17 protein-coding genes are annotated in these 14,854 nt (G+C 53.6%); 11 read left to right on the top strand and 6 right to left on the bottom strand.

Translation table 11 applies throughout. From position 1 onward, the window contains the following. Window positions 1–956: 956 nt before the first annotated feature. Window positions 957–1,424 carry an Ohr family peroxiredoxin gene (locus Q0802_RS24235; RefSeq protein ID WP_298922564.1) on the bottom strand — a complete coding sequence of 156 codons (468 nt, stop codon included), beginning with the start codon at window positions 1,422–1,424 and terminating at the stop codon, window positions 957–959. Window positions 1,425–1,520: 96 nt separating this feature from the next. Here Q0802_RS24235 and Q0802_RS24230 point away from each other — a divergent pair, with 96 nt between their 5' ends. After that, window positions 1,521–2,300 carry a hypothetical protein gene (locus tag Q0802_RS24230; protein ID WP_298922563.1) on the top strand — a complete coding sequence of 260 codons (780 nt, stop codon included), beginning with the start codon at window positions 1,521–1,523 and terminating at the stop codon, window positions 2,298–2,300. 123 nt (window positions 2,301–2,423) lie between these two features. Here the strand turns inward: Q0802_RS24230 and Q0802_RS24225 are convergent, their stop codons facing one another. Then, complete coding sequence (locus tag Q0802_RS24225; protein ID WP_298922562.1) at window positions 2,424–3,116, bottom strand: MOSC domain-containing protein; 693 nt, start codon at window positions 3,114–3,116, stop codon at window positions 2,424–2,426. Next, on the bottom strand, window positions 3,103–3,660 hold the full coding sequence (locus tag Q0802_RS24220) for a MarR family winged helix-turn-helix transcriptional regulator (protein WP_298922560.1): 558 nt from the start codon (window positions 3,658–3,660) through the stop codon (window positions 3,103–3,105). Before Q0802_RS24220 ends, Q0802_RS24225 begins: the two co-directional genes overlap by 14 nt. A 91-nt stretch (window positions 3,661–3,751) precedes the next feature. On the opposite strand from Q0802_RS24220, the gene Q0802_RS24215 reads away from it, so the two are divergent. Further along, window positions 3,752–4,504: a hypothetical protein gene (locus Q0802_RS24215; RefSeq protein WP_298922558.1), complete on the top strand. Its 753-nt coding sequence runs from the start codon at window positions 3,752–3,754 to the stop codon at window positions 4,502–4,504. Window positions 4,505–4,534: 30 nt separating this feature from the next. Here Q0802_RS24215 and Q0802_RS24210 read toward each other — a convergent pair whose 3' ends face one another. Further along, entirely contained in the window at window positions 4,535–4,864 is a 330-nt protein-coding gene (locus tag Q0802_RS24210) for a metalloregulator ArsR/SmtB family transcription factor (protein WP_298922557.1), read from the bottom strand. Between the two features lie 101 nt (window positions 4,865–4,965). Here Q0802_RS24210 and Q0802_RS24205 point away from each other — a divergent pair, with 101 nt between their 5' ends. From Q0802_RS24205 to Q0802_RS24175, 8 genes are all read left to right on the top strand, one after another. Continuing rightward, window positions 4,966–5,667, top strand: coding sequence for a glutathione S-transferase family protein (locus Q0802_RS24205; RefSeq protein WP_298922556.1), 702 nt, complete (start codon window positions 4,966–4,968; stop codon window positions 5,665–5,667). A gap of 50 nt (window positions 5,668–5,717) precedes the next feature. Further along, window positions 5,718–6,962 (top strand): aminotransferase class I/II-fold pyridoxal phosphate-dependent enzyme, encoded by a 1,245-nt coding sequence (locus tag Q0802_RS24200; protein ID WP_298922555.1) that lies wholly within the window; start codon window positions 5,718–5,720, stop codon window positions 6,960–6,962. 108 nt (window positions 6,963–7,070) lie between these two features. After that, window positions 7,071–8,315 (top strand): sulfite dehydrogenase, encoded by a 1,245-nt coding sequence (gene soxC, locus Q0802_RS24195; RefSeq protein ID WP_298922554.1) that lies wholly within the window; start codon window positions 7,071–7,073, stop codon window positions 8,313–8,315. Continuing rightward, window positions 8,305–8,850 carry a cytochrome c gene (locus Q0802_RS24190; RefSeq protein ID WP_298922553.1) on the top strand — a complete coding sequence of 182 codons (546 nt, stop codon included), beginning with the start codon at window positions 8,305–8,307 and terminating at the stop codon, window positions 8,848–8,850. The genes soxC and Q0802_RS24190 overlap by 11 nt, the downstream gene beginning before the upstream one ends. Before the next feature lie 74 nt (window positions 8,851–8,924). Then, window positions 8,925–9,668, top strand: a complete 744-nt coding sequence (locus tag Q0802_RS24185; protein ID WP_298922551.1) for an SDR family oxidoreductase — start codon at window positions 8,925–8,927, stop codon at window positions 9,666–9,668. Window positions 9,669–9,727: 59 nt separating this feature from the next. After that, window positions 9,728–10,084: a DUF3088 family protein gene (locus Q0802_RS24790; RefSeq protein ID WP_366523355.1), complete on the top strand. Its 357-nt coding sequence runs from the start codon at window positions 9,728–9,730 to the stop codon at window positions 10,082–10,084. Between the two features lie 171 nt (window positions 10,085–10,255). Beyond that, window positions 10,256–10,573, top strand: coding sequence for a metalloregulator ArsR/SmtB family transcription factor (locus tag Q0802_RS24180; protein ID WP_298922550.1), 318 nt, complete (start codon window positions 10,256–10,258; stop codon window positions 10,571–10,573). A 55-nt stretch (window positions 10,574–10,628) separates the two neighbouring features. Next, entirely contained in the window at window positions 10,629–11,678 is a 1,050-nt protein-coding gene (locus Q0802_RS24175; protein WP_298922549.1) for a permease, read from the top strand. Between the two features lie 334 nt (window positions 11,679–12,012). Here Q0802_RS24175 and Q0802_RS24170 read toward each other — a convergent pair whose 3' ends face one another. Next, a complete protein-coding gene (locus tag Q0802_RS24170; RefSeq protein WP_298922548.1) occupies window positions 12,013–12,354 on the bottom strand; it encodes an H-NS histone family protein in 342 nt (113 codons plus the stop codon). A 569-nt stretch (window positions 12,355–12,923) separates the two neighbouring features. Here Q0802_RS24170 and Q0802_RS24165 point away from each other — a divergent pair. Further along, a complete protein-coding gene (locus tag Q0802_RS24165) occupies window positions 12,924–14,096 on the top strand; it encodes a hypothetical protein (RefSeq protein ID WP_298922547.1) in 1,173 nt (390 codons plus the stop codon). A 74-nt stretch (window positions 14,097–14,170) separates the two neighbouring features. On the opposite strand, the gene Q0802_RS24160 is transcribed toward Q0802_RS24165, so the two are convergent. Beyond that, a complete protein-coding gene (locus Q0802_RS24160) occupies window positions 14,171–14,791 on the bottom strand; it encodes an ankyrin repeat domain-containing protein (RefSeq protein ID WP_298922546.1) in 621 nt (206 codons plus the stop codon). Window positions 14,792–14,854 lie beyond the last annotated feature (63 nt).

The raw sequence follows: 14,854 nt of genomic DNA, 5'->3' as shown, positions 1-14,854 counted from the left end.
GAAGCCATCGTCTTGATGGACCAAAGGCCAATCATGCACTAACTTTCAATTTGGACCACTCAAGTGGGGCTGCTCAATCGCGTATGCTGCTGCGCTCGGATATTGCGTCCTGAAGATCGCTGAGCGGATCGAGGCCGAGATTCCAATCATCGGATCCTCATGGATTTGACACCTGCCACGTGTGCGACTGCGCCGAAGCATACAAGTTTTTGAACCCGTCAAAATCGACTGATTTTTTGCACGTACCAATGGAGCCGTCATTGGCGCACGGTGCAGCGAAAGCTCAGTTTGTCCCGCGATGTGTGAGTTCGGCGAAGCCCGGAGTTCGCGTTTGCAGCGAATGACCGCAAAGTGGGCTGCGACTGCAGCATCTTGACCGGTGGGTGAATGGCAGGAACGGGCCGTGCCCATCACTGGTTCCACCGACATGTGATCCAATGCTGCGTCGCATCCGATGGCCGCGAAGAGCCCACAACGGACCTGTAGAATTTTCGCTGCAAGCGCTCACAGCAGGAAAATTGCTGCAGCGGCATCATTTTCAGCGCCGCTGCACGGCGTGAAAACCCGCCATTCATGCTTGTCGCAGCGAGATTTTCTGTCCGATTCACAAGTGCGGATGGGGCGGACGAGGTCTGCACCCGACTGCCGCGCAATACGGCAAGGTACTGAAGTTCTTTCTTTGTTCGGAAAAGAACCCACCGGTCTTCCAGAACCTTTAGAAAAAGGATATAAACCTAAATCCGGCCATTCGTTTCTTGGGTGTCGCGCGATCCAATAGATCGCTGTATTTTAGGCATCGACGATCGCAAGCATGATCGGGATTGTCTCCCATTGGTCTTGGCACTGATCCCAGCCGCGGTCCGGTGTGCCTGCAGATAGGTGGTATCAACCATGACGGTTGTTACTGGCAGCGTTCCGTCGCCAGGTCAGCCAAGGTTGATGCCACCTTCCAACAGTCACTTCAGCGCTAAATCAACGTCAATGTTGTTTCTGACTGCGGCAGAGTAGGGACAAATCCTATGAGCGCCATCGACGATTTTCTGCCCGGTTTCTTTGTTGATGTCGGGCAGATCTACTTCCAGGCGGACACCCAGCTTGAATGCCGCACCATCTGACCCAGGCTTGAGTGCGACGCTTGATGCGACCGAGGCCTTTGAAGCATCAACACCCATACTGAGAGCCGTATACCGAAGTGCTGAAATGAAGCAGCCTGCATATCCTGCCGCAAAAAGCATTTCGGGGTCGACCCGCGCGCGGTCAGAAGAGGCGGGCGCTTCCTGCATTTCTTCGGGTAGCATGTCGTAGACTGCAGATGGCATGACAAGATCGAGATCAAGTGTACCGTCGGCAGTGGACACACGTCCTGCACGCCCTCCTGATGCAGTAGCAGTTGTAATGTAAATTGCTGGTTCCAAGGCCGACATGTCTTTCTCCCATTTAGAACTATCGTTGATTTACCGTGTCGCTCGATTTATAATGTTAAAATATGTAACGTGTCAATATGTGCAGTTAGGATACAGATGCATTCCAGATTTAACGAACTTCGAAAGACCAAGCTCGGTAAGGGGTTAGAGAGCCTCTTGAGTAGCCCTAAAAAGTATGTGGAATATGCAGCGCTATCACGCGCTGGCCTACCAGCAATCACAGCTGCTGTGCATGAGCTTGAGGAATTGTTTCCGATAGTTAGATCGGATCAGGCAGCCAGACAGTTTTGTGGCGCCGTTGTTGGAGAGGTCATGAGGGACGCTGGCCATGAGATTCTGCGGCCCAGGGGTCGTGTGTCCGGAAATCTCTTTACATACGGGACGGTTTGGACGCCGTTCCCGGTACAAAAAGATCCCGCCCAGATCGTCCGGAGCATGCGCAGTGTCCCTGGAAAGCTATCCGCTATGCTAAACAACATTCCTGTTCGATTTCTGCAGATCGAATCACAGGGGGGCCGTGTACCCATAGCTAACCGAATTGTTGAGATGATTGGCATGGATGTTGAGTTGTACAATAGGGTTGAAGGCAAGTCAGCAGAGGCATTGCACGACACCACTCCTGAAGCGGAGCTCGTGGCCTTAACTGCTAACGAAGGTACGCTTAAGGTAGATGAGTTTGTCTCCAAGTTTGAAAATTGTCGGGCTATTCTGTGCCAGAGTCTTACCCATAATATTGAAAAGGCTTCAAAATCCGCGGAGTCAACAATTCTGAAGCCTGACGCTCTGCAAGACGCAATACGTCTGGCACATGATGCTGATCAAGTCTTGCTTAACGATCTTCAGGAGTTTGTTTTGGAACTCTCTTTTGGATCGTAAGCGATCGATCAAAAGGCGCTGAAACGCTGCTATGCGATCTTGATTATCTTGATCGCTGCAATGGCCGCCATCACAAACTATGGGTGCGGTTGGGGCAGATCAATGCTCTGTATCAGTAGCCGGCTAAGTCCCCAACCTCGTGCTATTGTCTTCTTCGCTAATTCCGTCTGCCATGCGCGCGAAAGCCTTGCGCCAGCCCTGTGCTAGGTCCTTGGTGTTTGCCAGAATCTCAGCCTCTTGCGGACTTATTCGCCGTGTCAAACGAGCCTGGGTGACGCGCCTGACACTCCAATCAGTATGACGCCGTTCCAACAGTGATATCAAATCCCCGGGTGCAGCGATTCCCGGCTCCAACACCCTGTAATACCACCCTGTCCGACCCGTTTTCTGAAACAGATAAGGCATCTTTTCATTGCCCGTATGCAGGCCAAGCTTCCAGCAAGGCTGGCGGCCCTGGCTGATCTGAACCGTAGCGGTGCCAAGCGTCAGGATATCGCCGATGCAAAGATTATCCTCGGTCAATCCCCGGGTGGAGATGTTTTCGCCAAAGGCCGCCGGGCAGGTATCGGCGGCCATGTGACCCTCTGATTGCCACGCGTCATAATGGTCGCTGGCATAATGGTGAATGGCTTTCTCGGCGCCGCCATGAACCATCAGATCTGCTTGCTCATCTCCGGAAAAACCGGTGCGCGTAATGTTTTGAGAACCGGTCACCTTCTCCTTCTGAATGGCCGATGGCGGCTTGCCTTCCCAACGGGTTTTGGCAGCACCAAGGAACAGGCCACTTATACGTGCTGCCAAGTCAGGATGCGCCACTTGCCACCTCTTTATGTTCTACGCAGATCTTGTTGCTTTCACTCTCTGACAGCGAAACCGAAAGAAGATTGCAAAAGCCATTTATCCCTTGCGGGTCATAGTGTTTGCACGTCTTGCACAGACCAAAGGACTGACCCCCGTTCACCTTCAGAGCCAATTGCAGCCCATGCCTCAGAGCGTTTTCCAGCTCGGATTGTTCGTCGGGTATCAATGAGTTGAACGCGACCGCTATGGGGTTGGAAACACTCACCAATGCCCGCCCCGCATCGGTGGGCGTGTACGAGATCGATCGCTTGTCGGACTTTGAACTCTCTTCAGAAATGTAACCCTTGCGGGCCAGCACTTTCAGAGTCTGAGACATCGTTCCCCGCGTTGTGCCGAAGTACTCCGCCACATGGGACGGCGCCCGGGAATACATGTTGGCCAGCACCAGATACTCCAACGCGCCCCGCTGCGCAGGATTCAGATCGCCCTCCCAACTGTGGGCGGCGTCAAGTCTGGCGATCCGGTTGATAAGCTCGCGAATGCGGTGATTGGTGTCCATAGGTAAATAAATAGCGAGTCGCTATTATACTTGCAATCAGTTTCAGTATTTAGTATCGAGTCGATATTATTTAAAATCCAGGAGAAATCACATGAAACTGTCCCTGCCCAAAATCGCGACCGCGGTTGTGTTGTCTGCCAACGGAGTCTTTGCCGATGGCAACCACGCCGTAGATATGCACGATGCGATCAAGTCGCCCGCCGATGAAACCAAGGTGGCTGACTTTGACATTCTGGCGGCCCACGCCCATCGAAATGGCAACGTCGTTACGTTCCATATGACGACAAATGGCATCGCCGGGGCCTCGACGCCTGCCTCAACCGGGTCAGTTGGCGGTTCGGATGTGTGGTCATATGTCTGGCCCACCTCACTTGACCCGTCGGCAGTCGGCTTTGAAGGCGGAACGGGCATTCTAGCCATGGCCGCAACCAGCCATCCAGACTTTGACGACACGCCGCTTTATGACGAAAACGGTGATGGCGATCCGGCCAATGACGGTATCGAGTGGCACAGTCACTGGGTCGTCCTTACCCCGACCGAGCAATGTGGCCCGGGCGCGCTTGCGGTTCGTGACATCCCCGAAGGTACCAATCCGAAACTGCCCGCAACCTGGCCAGGATTCCCGATCTTTCTGGACAGCCCCGGCTTCACGCCGTTATTCGACGGCCCGGAAATCACGGTGAACGCGGGTTTCGCCAGTGATGTTGAGCTTGCTGGTGTCGCCTATGACGGTGTCACGTCCGCACTTCGGGTGAATGTCAACATCCATGCGCCGTTGCTCTGTGTGACCGATGTGTTTGACATTGCGTCCGGGGATCTGAGCCTGCCTGGCAAGGTAGAATAGGCCGAAACTGGTGTTGCCAAGCTTTGAGTCTCAGCACTCAAAGTTTGGCAGGCCGCAATGTTCCCGGATGTCGGGGTGATTGCTGCAACAATCGTTGAGAATGAACGAGAGAAGCCCGCCCAACCCGAGAAAGCTTACCCGGTAGATGATTTTTCGCGACTGCCGTTCCGAAGTTATCAGGCCAGCGCGTTCCAATGCTGACAGATGAAAGGATGCTTTCGAAGATATCGCATCCATGGCCTCGGCGATCTCACCAGCCGCAGCGCCGCCTTCGCCGCAACCGATCAGATAACGAATGATGCGCAGACGCATTTCTTGAGACAGAGCACCAAGCATCGCAATCGCATCTTCCTCATTCATATTTCAACCTCTCTTGAAATGTTGAATAATTATCCATATAACACCTTCGACTCATCACAAACAACCCCGGCAGCCCTCTGCCAGAACAATTCGGATATGCCATGAAAATCGTCAGTTTCAACATTTGCCCGTTCGTCCAGCGCGTCGCAGCATTGCTCGAAGCGAAAAACCTCCCCTACAAGATCGAATTCATCAGCCTGAAGGATAAGCCGCAGTGGTTTCTTGACATCTCGCCCATCGGGCAGGTGCCAGTGCTGATCACCGATAGCGGCCAGGCCCTGTTCGAAAGCGATGCCATTGTCGAATATCTCGAAGAGGCATATCCACCCCTGCAACCCGGCCTGTCGCCGGAAGAAAAGGCAACCAATCGCGCCTGGAGCTATCTGGCGACCAAAAACTACCTGGTTCAATGCAGTGCACAGCGCAGCGCCGATCAGACAACCCTGTCCGAGCGCGCCGCAAAGCTGAACCCTGTCTTTGATCGGATCGAGCAGAAACTGGGCGATACCCGCTTTTTTGATGGCGATGCGATCGGCCTTGTGGATGTTTCATGGCTGGTCTTGCTGCACCGCGCCGAGATCATCAGGAAGCATTCCGGTTACGACTTCATAGGCGATCGACCAAAGCTGAAAGCATGGCAATCAAACCTGATGCAATCTGGCCTGGCGCAAAAATCTGTTCCGGCCGATTTTGAAGACGCATTCGTGGAATTCTACCTGTCGGGCGAAACCTATCTGGGTCGCTGCAAGGCAAGCGGCGGCTGCCCGTCTGAAAAGACTGAGATTGCAAAGGCATGCTGCTGACGGATGAACCGGAACTCTGACCTTAACCCCTTGTTTCAAAGGATCATCTCGTGACCCTGTTTGATATAGCCCCGGCCAAGACCGGTGACACTTTCGTTCGCCATGACCCCAAGTTTCTGGACATGGTGTTTGGCACCGATCAGGTGACGCCTTTATGGGTTGCCGATATGGATTTTGCGGTCGCCGCCCCGATCCAGGAGGAGCTTTCGCGCCTGGCCGACCGCGGCCAGTTTGCCTACGAATTCAATTCAAAGGGCGTATTTGCCGCGATCTCGGATTGGTTCAGACGCCGGCATGACCTGATTTTGGACGTCGAAAAATTCGAACAGATCCCTGGTGTGCTCAGTGCCATCGCCCTGCTGATCCGCGAGTTGACGGAACCCGGCGACAGCGTGTTGATGCAGGTCCCCGCTTACCATCAGTTCGCCAAGGTGATCAGCACAGCCGGCCGGAAGATCGTCAAGAGCCCGCTGCGAAATATCGATGGGGCGTACGAAATGGACTATGCCGATCTCGAGGAGAAGCTAAGCGCAGCAGATGTCAAAGCCATGATCCTGTGCAACCCGCATAACCCGGTTGGCCGCGTTTGGCGCAGGGACGAGTTGGAGAAGCTGGTCGAGGTCGCCAACCGCCACAACGTGACGATCATAAGCGATGAGATCCATTCCGATATTATCTACACCGGTCATCGCTTTACCAGCCTGATGGCTGTGGATCCGAAGATCCACGTGTCGGTCATCGGTTCGCCCGCAAAGACGTTTGGCATGCACAGCATCTCAAACGGATATATTTATACAGCAAACGAAGAGCTTCTTGACCGCTTCAAGAAGACGGCGGAGTCCATGTACCTCACACATGGGAATGCCTTCACCACCTTCGCGACCATCGCCGCCTATGAAAAAGGCGACGTCTGGGTGGATGAGTTACTCACCTATCTGGAAGCAACGGCGGCCTGGATTGATCAATTCCTGGAAGAAGAGCTGCCCGCGGTCAAAATGTCTCCGGTCGAGGGGACCTATCAGGTTTGGCTCGATTGTTCTGCAACCGGTTTGGCCGGTGATGATCTGAAGGCCACTCTGGGCCAGTCCGGCTTTGGCGCGACACCCGGCACCTGGTTTGATCAGGACGCCACCCAGTTCATCCGTGTGAATATTGCAGCACCCAGAGCGGAAATCGAAAAGGCATTCAGCCAGTTCAAATCAGTGTTGGATCGCGCAATGGATGCGCGTGCTCAGGGGATTGCACCCGCGGGCAGCAAAGCCTGTGCAGGTGCGTCGACAAATTCCTGCTGCTGATCGAGAATTTCCGGCCGAAGTGATCGCATCGCGATGAATGAAGCAAGAGCAACGCCGATCAATGCCCGCTCGCCCACTGAATAACACCCAAACCAGGAGGTTAGGCCGATGACAAAGACAACTGGATTTATAGGTAGACGAGACTTCCTGAAGACAGGTGCGACGTTTCTGACGGCGAGTTCCGCCGCACTGGCGGCGACAGGCTCGAGCGCAGCGCCGGAATTTCCCGATAACATGCTCTATCCGGGTGTGGAGGATGAAGCTTACGGCAGCCCGTCTCCTTACGAGGCCGACGTCGTGCGCAAGGTCTTTCCGCAGAACGAAAAGTCGACCCTGACAGCGTCATTCACACCGTTGCATGTCCAGAAAGGTATCATCACGCCGTCAGGGCTTCATTTCGGCGCTCACCACTCAGGTGTGGCCGAGGTTGACCCGGAAACCCATGAACTATTTATCCACGGTATGACGGACCGCCCGCTGAAATTCACCGCCCGAGATCTTATTCGATACCCCCTGTCCGGGGGCATTAACTTCCTAGAATGCGGGGGAAATAGTGCGCCGCAGGGCTATCACCCCGAAGCGCAGCAAATGCCACTGCAATATCTTCATGGGCTTGTGTCCGGATCTGAATGGATCGGCGTTCCGGTCAGGTTGCTGCTGCAAGAGGCAGGCCTGGACCCGCGCGCCAAGTGGGCCATTGCCGAAGGCGCCGACGCCGGTTCCCTTGCGCGCAGCATCCCGCTGCAAAAGCTCATGGATGATGCCATTATTGCGCTTTACCAGAACGGCGAGCGACTGCGTCCCGCGCAGGGATATCCGATGCGTCTGTTCCTGCCGGGTTGGGAAGGCAATACCAGCGTCAAGTGGCTCAGACGCCTTGAGGTTACCGACCGGCCTGCGTACACCCGCGAGGAAAGCCGCCATTATTCCGAAACGCTGGCTGACGGCTCGATCGAAGGCTTCAGCATGTATATGGGGGTCAAATCGGTGATCACCCATCCATCTGCCGGACAGGTCCTGCCCGACAAAGGCTATTACCAGGTGAACGGATTGGCGTGGTCGGGTTTTGGCAAGATTTCCAAGGTCGAAGTGTCCGATGACGGGGGCAAGAACTGGGTGCCCGCCAATATCGAAGGGCCGGTTCTGAACAAATCACTGACGCGCTTTACCTTGCCGTGGCACTGGGACGGCAAACCGGTCCATCTGAAAAGCCGCGCCATCGACGAACGGGGCAATGTTCAGCCAACTCATGAAGCCTGGAAGAGCAGGTATTTCGAGGGAAGCCGCAACCACTACAACGCCATCCAAACCTGGTTCATCGATGCACAGGGAGCCATCTCAAATGTCTTCTAAGAAACAAATCTTGTACGTGATCGCCATTGGATTTTTCGCGGCAAACGGGGTCACTGCTGAAGAAACACCGGCTCTGGGGCAGATCATCCCGACCGAAGAACTGGCAGGCCTCAGCACAACGGTCTACCCGGACGGCGAAGGACTGCCGCCGGGTAGCGGCACAGTCCAGGCGGGCAAGGTTGTCTACGAGGACCAATGCTCGATTTGCCACGGTGCAAACGGGGAAGGCGACATGAGCATGTACATCCCGATCCTTGCAAGCACTGGCAAACCCGATCATGGATTCCACTGGTCGACGGGCCATTCCTGGCCCTATGCCACAAGCCTCTTCGAATATATCCGCACCGCAATGCCCCCCTTCAACCCGAAAGAATTGAGCGATGAAGAAATCTATGCGGTCACCGCATATATTCTCCACATGAACGGTTTCCTGCCAGAAGACGGGGAAGTGAGCCAGAGCACGCTTCCGGATATCAAGATGCCTGCGCAGGACTACATCAGCAGCAAATGGGAGAAAGAGGAAAGTCAGTACTGATCCTGGCATCAAAATGACAGATCACCGTCGCCTCAGACACTTCTACGTTCTCAACCAATTTAGGAGGCACCTTCATGCTTGAAGGTAAAACAGCTCTTGTCACAGGCGGGTCCAGCGGCATTGGCTTTGCATCAGCCAAGATGCTGAAAGACAATGGCGCGCGCGTCGCAATCACCGGAACAAACGCCGAGAAACTCCACTCTTCCCGAAAGATGCTAGGCGGTGGCACCGTCGCGATCCAGGCGGATGTCAGCAAACTGGATGATCTGGACCGGATGCAATCCGAGTTGCGGCAGGCCTTTGGCAAGCTGGATATCCTCTTTGCCAACGCAGGTGTCGCCTTCAACACGCCCCTCGGGAACACCGATGAAGCGATGTACTACCGGATGATGGATGTGAACGTGAAAGGCACGTTCTTTTCGGTCCAGTCCGTCCTTCCGCTGATGCCTCAAGGGGCCTCGATCATCCTGAATACATCATGGCTCAACCAGATCGGAACACCCAACAAGGCGCTGCTGTCGGCCTCGAAAGCAGCGGTGCGGTCTTTTTCGCGTGTCATGTCGGCCGAGCTTTCGGATCGGGCGATCCGTGTGAACTGTGTAAGTCCGGGCACCATCGAGACACCGATACATCGTGGGCCAAATGAAACCGATGAACATTTCAAGGCCTATGTCGAGCGGATTGGACAGCAGGTGCCCGTGGGGCGCATGGGCAAGCCCGAGGATATCGCATCCGCCGTTCTGTTTCTGGCAAGCGATGCGTCCAGCTACATGCTGGGCACGGAGATGGTCATCGATGGCGGTCGCGCCGAGCTCTGAATATCTGCCGGATCGCTCAGCGACCAGAAGACTGATCTGCGCAAACCTGAAGTAAAAACATGATGCCAACCACCATTCTCTACCTCCTCAGATCTGAATTTGCTGACGTTCAAGCAGGGAACACATCGTTCTATTGTCCCCAATGCCTTCTGGTCGAAGGGCTTTTGGCAGTCTTCCCGCATGTTCGCCAAAACCTCGACATACGGTACGTTGATTTTGACCGGCCCCGAGGCGACATGTCACTATATGTCGGTGACAACCAGTCTTGCCCTCAACTCGTATTCCCGGATGAGGATCACAATTACTCCACAGTGCAAAGCTTGTCCGGAAATTCTCCCGCACGGCGGATCGACAATGTTTCTGACATTCTCACCTATTTGATTCAACGATTCGACCTACCCCGACCGCATCCCTAGTATGTGAAATGATACCGGTGACGTTTGAAACCAAAGCAAGTGTTGGATGATGTAGACGCAAGAAAAGCGGCGGCGGCACTCGACATGAAGAACAACGCGTGCTGTCAGTCTGATTTCAATACTTTTTTGAAACCATCTTTGCAAAACTAGTTTTATAGTTATATTAACGCAATGACAACGAAAACACAAGAATCACGCGCGCTTGCGGCTTTAGGGCATGATGCCCGTCTTGCCATCTTCCGGCTGTTGGTCCGAAAGGGCCATGACGGTCTGCGCGTGGGTGAAATCGGCCAGCTGCTCGATCTGGCACCTTCAACCTTGGCTCACCACCTCGCGGCGTTGGTAGACGCCGGGCTCGTGGTGCAGGAAAAGCAAGGACGCGAAGTATTCAACAAGGCCAACTTTCCGGCGATGGATCACCTTGTGTCTTTTCTTACCGCCGAATGCTGCGAGGGACTTCCCGCTGCAGCAAAGGAGGATGCAGCATGACACATTGCCTGCATTTTTCTTGACCTAAAACACCTACAAAACTGGATATATAGTTATGGTTAGCACCTCAGAACACCTGCCGCGGCGCCGAGATGCGCTTCGCCAGTTTCTCAGTGATCAGCGCGTGTGGCTCACCTCCGCACTGATCCTTTTTGCGCTTGCGATTTTCGAAAGGCCCCAGGCCATCGAAAGCACCAACTTTGCTGTGGCGGCGCTTATTCACGTGGCGCCTTATCTTTTGTTCTCAATCGGCGTCGCCGCCTGGGCCGGAGCAACAGGCGCAGACAACCTCATAGCCAAAGCGTTCACGGGCGCCCCGTTGGTGATGATCCTTCTGGGTGCCATCGCAGGCGGCCTGTCGCCGTTTTGTTCCTGCGGCGTGATCCCATTGATCGCCGCACTGCTGGCAATGGGCGTGCCCTTGTCAGCCGTCATGGCGTTCTGGCTCGCCTCTCCCATCATGGACCCGTCCATGTTCTTTCTGACCGCGGGTGTTTTGGGGGCGGAATTTGCAATCGCCAAAACCATCGCAGCGGTGGGGCTGGGCGTCTTCGGCGGCACTGTGGTCCATTTGTTGAGCCGGGGCGGCGCATTGAGCGATCCGCTGCGTGACGGAGTCGGCAACGGCGGCTGTGGCGGGTCCAAGGTTCGCGCTCCGAAACCCGTCATGTGGAAATTCTGGACCGATGGCGACCGGCGCGCAACCTTTGCCAAAACGGCCTGGAGCACGACCCTTTTCCTGGCGAAATGGCTGTTTCTCGCCTTCCTTCTGGAAAGCCTGATGCTGGCATGGATCCCTGCGGAAACGGTGACCAAGGCCTTGGGTGGCACAGGTATCATGCCCATTGTCACAGCAACACTTGTCGGCGTTCCGGCTTATCTGAATGGCTACGCGGCGCTACCTCTGGTTGGCGGGCTGATCGAACAGGGCATGGCGCCGGGTGCGGGGCTGGCCTTCCTTGTGGCCGGTGGTGTTACTTCGATCCCGGCGGCCATGGCCGTCTGGGCATTGGCAAAGCCCCGGGTTTTTTCGCTGTACTTGGTGCTGTCTCTGAGCGGAGCATTTGCCGTTGGCATGCTCTTCCAACTTTGGCAGTCAATCTAACGGACCAAACGGCCCGGACATGGCAGATGTCCGGGCCGTTATCCGCGTCTTCCTTGTCCAATCCGGCCGCAGCGTAAAGTCGGTTTGAATTTCAAGCCTCAGACTGACTTTAAATGACCGGTCTGGCGACATGGGCTGCAACGCAGCAATGAGCGTGCCGCTCCTGCGAGCGAATGCTGCGTCAGCAAACACACGGAAAGGCAACGGCGGGTTTGTCCTGCGATCTGTGAGTTCGGCTGTCCTCAAACTCGCACCCGCAGCCAATGTCTGGTATGTGGGATGCAATCGCAGCATCGAAATACCTTGGCCAACGGCAGCGAAGAGCCGGGTATCCTCAGACCAACAGTTGATCGGCATTTTTTCCTGATGCGAGCGCCGTCTTGAACCATTCCGGTTGGCGTCCTTTGCCGCTCCAAGTCTGAGATTTGTCTTCAGGGTTGGCGTATTTCGGGGCGGACGCCGCCTTGGCTTTCGCTGAAACCTTACGCTTGGCTTTGGAGGGCTTTGCATCCGCTGCGATCTCTGCGAGGGTGAAGCCGTGCGCTTTCGCCGCTTTCTCGACTGCGACAAGCGCTGCCTTTCGGTCTCTTTCGGTCATTCTTTCGAGGGCTGTGTCCACATCGGAACGGAGCTTTTCAAGCTGCTTTCGCGTCAGGGTTTTAAGATTGAATTTCATCGTTGTTGTCCTTACGTTTTCGATCTTCGTAAACCACAAACTGCGACGGGAAGAAACTCCCCAACGTCTCATCCTACATTTGTGCGCAAATTTCCACTAGCAACACAGTTCCTGTTATGTCGACGGCACCGCTATCTGCGCGGTGAGCAATCGACGCGGACGCCAAAACGACTGAAGTAATGGCCGACAGATCTATTTGGATCCATTCGCATCAACATCATCAACACAAGTAAGTCTAAAAATTCCCATATGAATTCCAGCCGGAGGGATGCAACGGGAGCGCGCAGCGGGCTCCTTTGCCAAGGGGTGCGGGTACTACCCGCACACACCTTGCAGCCAGTGCTGTTCATTCATGTCCGCAGGATCACGTCTGTCATCAAACTTGCCTGGCACACACCTTGCAAAGCATTCTAACAACACCCGCTTGCCGGTGCGACCAGCACACAGCTTGTTCTTGGGATTCGAAGAAATCTCTTTTTTCTCAGGAAAGAGATCATAATATTTGGATGTTCAGTTCTTCAAGCACGCCGAAGGAAAAATGAAGTTTCTGCATAAGGTTTTTTGCTGACATGACTGATGACGAATGGCGCGACCGTCTACCATTGCTAACTGACGTTTTTGATCTAGCAATAGACCTCGAAGTTTCGCTTGAGGGTTGGCACTGCATCTATGTTCAGCATGTCTTGACCACCAACTATTTCGCATCCAAGTTCTTAATTTCTTTAGGTCTCGCGAAGAAAAATCTATTTGTTATTGGAAAAGACTATTCTACTTCAGCGCAGGCAATGAGCAGATACCATTCGGATGAAATTTCGGCATCTAGTCTTGGGTCACCATATGATTTCAGCTGCGCATTCGATGAACCGATCGTCGAATTTGCACGAGATATGATCATTGATCTTATTGAGGGAGGTGCGAACAAACTCTTGCTCCTAGATGAGGGAGGAATTCTTGCGCGCGCATTCAAAAACATCCCCGAACGATCTGACCTTAGGTTAGTTTTTGTCGAGCTTACGTCTCGCGGGTTGCAACACGTGAACCACTTGTCCGCCTCTTCTGTTCATATCGACGTCGGGCACAGCTACGGCAAGCAAAAAATTGAAAGTCTACTTATCGCCGATTCAATGCAACACTTTATCAAAAAGACTATGACTCTGCGAAAAAAAACGGATTTGTGCAAAGTTGCGATTGTCGGTGTCGGAGCAATTGGACATGCACTTTCAATGTGCCTGCTTCAATCGGGTTTTCATGTTGAAACGTATGACATATGTAATGAGAAAGGAACGAGTACTTCGATGGAAGGTGCTCTAGACGATGCTCGGATTATTCTATCTTGCACCGGTCGACCGATTGACGTGAAACGATTATTAATGGCAGCGCCCGGTCGCGCTTTGCTTTTCAACTGCGGTTCAAGCGATGTAGAGTTTAGCCTTTGGAGATATCGCGAGAGCCTCCCCAAAATTTGGAGTATCGAGGCCTCATCACTGTTGACGAATAAACTTCTACATAGAGATATCTCCATTCCGTCCAACGATGGTCATATCACAATTTGCAATGGTGGTTTCCCAATAAACCTTGGTAGTGGCGATGACCCCATTCCCGAAAAACAAATTCAGATCACTCGTGCACTCATGCTGCTTGGAGTTGTGCAAGGCGTTTCAGAACAGCAGCCTGGCAAACACACCCTTTCGGAAAAACTGCAACATCCGGTAATTTCACGATATCGAAAACTGTTGGAGTGAGCTGGTATATTGCCTCTGAACGCCACGTCGGTTGTCATTAAGAGTTGAGTAGCCCAGACCATATTGGACAAATTCTAATCCAAGAGCGAGATGATTTCCGTATGCCCTCCATTTTCAGCAATCATTCTGGCGTCCAGGCCAAAGGAGTCCTGCATTCGTTGATCGGCCTGAAATTGAGTAAGAATTTTGACGACCTCGCCCCCCCCAGTACAAGCGAGCATCAGGGCACTCCTTTGATCGCCCTTTCGAACTGCATTGATATTCCTGCTGTGAGAACACATCAGTCTAACAATCGAAGGGTGATCGTGCTCGGAGGCGATCATCAACGCGTTTTCGCCATTTGCTGATTGTTGGTCCACGTCAGTATCTTGATTTTTGCAAAGAAATTCAGCAATTTCATAGTTGCCTTCTCTCGCCGCGATCATCAGCTGGGTCCAACCATTGATACTGGCTTGCTTAAGCAATGCAGGACACTGCTCAACGACCATTTCCATAATGTCCAAGTTGCCACCATGTGTCGCGGCCATTAGTGAAGTTGAGTTGTCGTCCAACTTTAGACTGAGACTAGACCCTTTCGAACATAGAAAACGCGCGATCTCAAAATGTCCGTTTCGACAGGCACACAGGAGCGCATTGTCTCCGCTTGCACCATCAAATTTAACATGATCAAGATTAGTGTCCGTGAGCAGCCCCACTTGAGTGGTCCAAATTGAAAGTTAGTGCATGATTGGCCTTTGGTCCATCAAGACGATGGCTTC

This window comes from uncultured Roseobacter sp. (genome assembly GCF_947495275.1).
In the GTDB taxonomy this organism is placed as follows: domain Bacteria; phylum Pseudomonadota; class Alphaproteobacteria; order Rhodobacterales; family Rhodobacteraceae; genus Roseobacter.
The sequence above is the reverse complement of the archived record's forward strand: the minus strand, read 5'-3'. Positions and strand labels throughout refer to the sequence as shown.

Bases quoted from the DNA above. Each gene is read 5' to 3' on its own strand.
- Q0802_RS24235 (WP_298922564.1), bottom strand. From the start codon at position 1,424: ATGTCGGCCTTGGAACCAGCAATTTACATTACAACTGCTACTGCATCA.
- Q0802_RS24230 (WP_298922563.1), top strand. From the start codon at position 1,521: ATGCATTCCAGATTTAACGAACTTCGAAAGACCAAGCTCGGTAAGGGG.
- Q0802_RS24220 (WP_298922560.1), bottom strand. From the start codon at position 3,660: ATGGACACCAATCACCGCATTCGCGAGCTTATCAACCGGATCGCCAGA.
- Q0802_RS24215 (WP_298922558.1), top strand. From the start codon at position 3,752: ATGAAACTGTCCCTGCCCAAAATCGCGACCGCGGTTGTGTTGTCTGCC.
- Q0802_RS24210 (WP_298922557.1), bottom strand. From the start codon at position 4,864: ATGAATGAGGAAGATGCGATTGCGATGCTTGGTGCTCTGTCTCAAGAA.
- Q0802_RS24205 (WP_298922556.1), top strand. From the start codon at position 4,966: ATGAAAATCGTCAGTTTCAACATTTGCCCGTTCGTCCAGCGCGTCGCA.
- soxC (WP_298922554.1), top strand. From the start codon at position 7,071: ATGACAAAGACAACTGGATTTATAGGTAGACGAGACTTCCTGAAGACA.
- Q0802_RS24190 (WP_298922553.1), top strand. From the start codon at position 8,305: ATGTCTTCTAAGAAACAAATCTTGTACGTGATCGCCATTGGATTTTTC.
- Q0802_RS24185 (WP_298922551.1), top strand. From the start codon at position 8,925: ATGCTTGAAGGTAAAACAGCTCTTGTCACAGGCGGGTCCAGCGGCATT.
- Q0802_RS24790 (WP_366523355.1), top strand. From the start codon at position 9,728: ATGATGCCAACCACCATTCTCTACCTCCTCAGATCTGAATTTGCTGAC.
- Q0802_RS24180 (WP_298922550.1), top strand. From the start codon at position 10,256: ATGACAACGAAAACACAAGAATCACGCGCGCTTGCGGCTTTAGGGCAT.
- Q0802_RS24175 (WP_298922549.1), top strand. From the start codon at position 10,629: ATGGTTAGCACCTCAGAACACCTGCCGCGGCGCCGAGATGCGCTTCGC.
- Q0802_RS24170 (WP_298922548.1), bottom strand. From the start codon at position 12,354: ATGAAATTCAATCTTAAAACCCTGACGCGAAAGCAGCTTGAAAAGCTC.
- Q0802_RS24165 (WP_298922547.1), top strand. From the start codon at position 12,924: ATGACTGATGACGAATGGCGCGACCGTCTACCATTGCTAACTGACGTT.